The 4,103-nt window shown below is 68.8% G+C and carries 3 protein-coding genes and 1 pseudogene; all 4 read left to right on the top strand.

Annotated features, from left to right (window positions below; all coding sequences use genetic code 11):
• On the top strand, positions 1-1,417 hold a 1,417-nt coding region (locus tag KD1_RS15450; protein ID WP_157073408.1), incomplete at its 5' end, for an AAA family ATPase.
• Between the two features lie 131 nt (positions 1,418-1,548).
• Entirely contained in the window at positions 1,549-1,755 is a 207-nt protein-coding gene (locus KD1_RS15445; RefSeq protein WP_068403399.1) for a hypothetical protein, read from the top strand.
• Between the two features lie 84 nt (positions 1,756-1,839).
• Positions 1,840-3,810, top strand: a complete 1,971-nt coding sequence (locus KD1_RS15440) for a M13 family metallopeptidase (protein WP_068403397.1) — start codon at positions 1,840-1,842, stop codon at positions 3,808-3,810.
• Between the two features lie 62 nt (positions 3,811-3,872).
• Positions 3,873-4,103: pseudogene (locus KD1_RS15435) on the top strand (hypothetical protein); the annotation flags it as partial.

Raw genomic sequence — 4,103 nt, 5'->3', positions numbered from 1 at the left:
CGGCACCCTCGGCAATGCCATGCGCACCGCGAAGGCCGAGGCCGAACGCACGGCCGCCACGCGCGCCTCCGTCGAGGCCAAGCTTGCCACCGATCGCGCCGAATATGCCGAGCTCAGCGAGCGACTCGAGCAGGCCAGCGCCGAGCAGGGCGCTGACACGCAGGAGCCGTCGACCGACGAGCGTGACCGGCTCGAACTCGCGGCCTCGCAAGCGCGTACGGGCGAGACGGAGCTCCGTTTGGCCCTGCGTTCGACGGAGGAACGCGCCCGTGCCATCGCGGGTCGCGCCGAGTCGCTCGAGGGCGCGGCGCGCAACGAGATCGCCGCGCGCGAGCGGTTGCGTGCCCGGCGTGAGCGTCGGCAGCGTGAGGCCCAGGTGGCCGAGCACGTCCACGCCGTTGCGGGTCGGGCGCTGACCGTCGTGGCCGCCGCCGTCGAACGTGCCGCGGCGGCAAGCCAAACCGCCGCCAGCGAACGGGCCCAGCGCGAGCAGGTCCTCGCCGACCTGCGCCAACGCGTGGCGGGAGAGCAGGACGAGTTGCGCCAGCTCACCGACGCCGTACACAAGGACGAGGTGGCCCGTGCCCAGCAGTTCGCCAAGATCGAGCAGCTCAAGGAGAAGGCCCTCGAGGAGTGGGGTGTTGACCCCGACGTCCTCATCGAGGAGTACGGTCCGCACCAGCTCGTTCCGCCGGTGCTCGAGGCGGGTCAGTCGGCCGACGATCCCGACGCGCCGCAGCCGCAGCCCTATGTGCGCGAGGTGCAGGAGAAACGACTCCGCGTTGCCGAACGTGGGCTAAAGGCGCTCGGTCGCGTCAACCCGTTGGCGCTGGAGGAGTTCGCCGCGCTCGAGGAGCGGCACACGTTCCTGACGACCCAACTCGAGGACCTGAAGAAGTCGAAGAAGGACCTCCTCGACATCGTCAAGGAGGTCGACGAGCGGGTCGAGCAGGCCTTCGCCGAGGCGTTCGCGGACACGGCCGTGCAGTTCGAGCGTGTCTTCCAGCGGCTGTTCCCCGGCGGGGAGGGGCGCCTGGTGCTCACCGACCCCGACGACATGCTCACCACCGGCTTCGAGGTCGAGGCGCGCCCGCCGGGCAAGAAGGTCAAGCGACTGTCGCTGCTCTCCGGCGGGGAGCGCTCGCTCGTCGCGGTGGCGCTGCTCGTGTCGATCTTCAAGGCCCGACCGAGCCCGTTCTACATCATGGACGAGGTCGAGGCGGCGCTGGACGACACGAACCTCCATCGCCTCATCACCCTGTTCGAGGAGTTGCGAGACTCGTCACAGTTGATCGTCATCACCCACCAGAAGGCGACGATGGAGTGCGCGGACGCCCTCTACGGGGTGTCCATGCGCGGCGATGGCGTGACGACGGTGGTGTCACAGCGGCTGCGTGACCTCGCTCCGGCCGAGTGAAGGTCGCGCTTTGGTCACGATTCGTGTGACCAAAGTTAACCTCTGCGTATCGCTGTTGACTTGTGTGACGCCTGTGACCAGTGTGATTATCTGACAGGAAACGTTCAGGGACACAGTGGGAGGATGTAGTCATGTTCTGGGTGATCAGCGGCGTGCTTCTGTGCATCGCCTTCGCAGTGGTCGTTCTCGGCGCGGTCGTACTCCCGGCGCGTCGCGAAGGGCGTGAAATCCTCACCGAGCGCGGCGAAGAGGTCGTCGTCAAGGTCCGCAGCAGCACCGCGGCCGTCGGCCAGCGCGCCTCGAGCTCCCTGCGCACCCGTCAGGCCGAAGCCGACTGACTCGCCGATGGTCGGCTGCGGGCGACCGGCTGTGTCTGAGAGGGGTCTGCCCCGCTGTCGGTGCGGTGCCATAGGGTCGCTCTCATGGCTGACACCGCTCCGCTCCCTTCCGGCATCGACCTCCAGTGGGTCGATGCGACCGTCCGCCCGCAGGACGACCTCTTCGGCCATGTCAACGGCCGCTGGCTCGAGACCGTGGAGATCCCCGCAGACAAGGGCCGGTGGGGTGCCTTCGACGAGTTGCGTGAGCAGTCCGAGGCCGACGTGCGTGCCCTGATCGAAGAGGCGGCGGAGTCCGGTGCGGCTGAGGGGGTTTCGGCGCAGGTCGCGGGCCTCTACCGAGCCTTCATGGACGAGGAGCGCATCGAGGCGCTCGGCGCCACCCCGCTGGATGCCGACCTGGCCGAGGTTGCCGACCTGACCGAGGTCGCCCAGATCCCCAGCCTCCTCGGCCGCTGGGCCCGCGCCGGTGTCGACGGCCTCTTCGCACCGTTCGTCAACACCGACGACCGCGCCAGCGACACCTACATCGTCTACCTCGAGCAGATGGGCTTGGGTCTGCCCGACGAGTCCTACTACCGCGAGGAGCAGCACGCCGAGGTGCGGGCGTCCTACCTCGCCCACGTGACGAAGATGCTCGAGCTGGCCGGGGTGAGCCCGGCAGACCAGGCCGCGGCGCGCGTCATCGACCTCGAGACCCGCCTGGCCGCCGCGCACTGGGACCGGGTGAGCAATCGTGACTCCGTCAAGACCTACACCAAGGTCGAGCGCGCTGACCTCGACACCCTGACCGAGGGCTTCGACTGGACCGCGTACCTGGCCGGTCTGGGCGCCGACGAGTCCGCGCTGCCGGCCGTCATCGCGCGTCAGCCGTCGTACCTCACGGCGATGGGCGCCGCGTTGCGCGAGGTAGACCTCGCCACGTGGCAGGACTGGCTGCGCTGGCGCCTCGTGCACGCCCGCGCGCCGTACCTCTCCCGCGCGTTCGTCGACGAGAACTTCGACTTCTACGGTCGCACGCTCTCGGGCATCCCGCAGTTGCGTGAGCGGTGGAAGCGCGGCGTGGCGTTCGTCGAGGGTGCCGTGGGTGAGGCCGTCGGGCAGCTCTACGTCGAGCGTCACTTCCCGCCGCAGGCCAAGGAGCGGATGGACGAACTTGTCGCCAAGGTCGTCGAGGCATTCCGGCGCAGCTTCGCCGACCTGCCGTGGATGGGGGAGGCGACCCGCGCCGAGGCGCTGGCCAAACTCGACTCCTTCACGCCCAAGGTGGGGCACCCCGAGAAGTGGAAGGACTACTCGGCCCTCGTCGTCGACGCCGGTGATCTCGTCGGCAACGTCGTGCGGTCATCGGCCGTCGAGACCGACCGCGAACTGCGCAAGCTGGGCGGCGAGGTCGATCGCGGCGAATGGTTCATGACGCCGCAGACGGTCAATGCGTACTACAACCCGGGGATGAACGAGATCGTCTTCCCGGCGGCGATCCTTCGGCCGCCGTTCTTCGACGCGCAGGCCGACGACGCCGCGAACTACGGCGGGATCGCCGCGGTGATCGGCCATGAGATCGGGCACGGGTTCGACGACCAGGGCTCCACGTTCGATGGCACCGGCGAGTTGCGCAACTGGTGGACCGACGAGGACCGCGCCGGATTCGAGGAGCGCACGAAGGCGCTCATCGGCCAGTTCGACGCGAAGGAGTCTCGTTTCGCGCCGGGGAAGAAGGTCAACGGGGCCCTGACGGTCGGTGAGAACATCGGTGACCTCGGTGGCCTGGCGATCGGGTTCAAGGCCTACCAGATCGCGAACGAGACCGCCGGTGAGCCACCGGTGCTCGACGGGCTGACCGGTCAGCAGCGGTTCTTCTACGGGTGGGCGCAGGTGTGGCGCGGCAAGTCCCGCATCGAGGAGGCCGAGCGGCTGCTCGCCATCGACCCGCACTCGCCGGCCGACCTGCGTGGCAACGCCGTCGACAACGTCGACGCGTTCCACGCGGCGTTCGGCACCACCGAGGGTGACGGCCTCTGGCTCGAGGAGACGGAGCGCGTCTCCGTCTTCTGACTCGATGGCGGATCGGCGACGGCACGGTCCGAGTGACAGGGGCACCTGACAGGATGACCTTCATGTGGGGTATCGACTCGACCATTGAATACATCTCGGTTGCCATCGGGCTGATCGTCATCCTCGGCGGCGTGCTGGTGGCATTCCTGCGGCCCGGGCGGAAGTCCGAGACGAAGGACCTGCCGCCGGAGGTTCGCCCGGCGCCGCGCCCGAAGGGCACGGTCGATCACCGCTCCGGCGCGTTCGACCTCGACCGAAAACCGGGCGGAGCGACCACGCTCGACCGGCCGGTC

It is taken from the genome of Kribbia dieselivorans NBRC 106261 (assembly GCF_001552435.1).
Classification (GTDB): Bacteria; Actinomycetota; Actinomycetes; order Actinomycetales; family Dermatophilaceae; genus Kribbia; species Kribbia dieselivorans.
The sequence above is the reverse complement of the archived record's forward strand: the minus strand, read 5'-3'. Positions and strand labels throughout refer to the sequence as shown.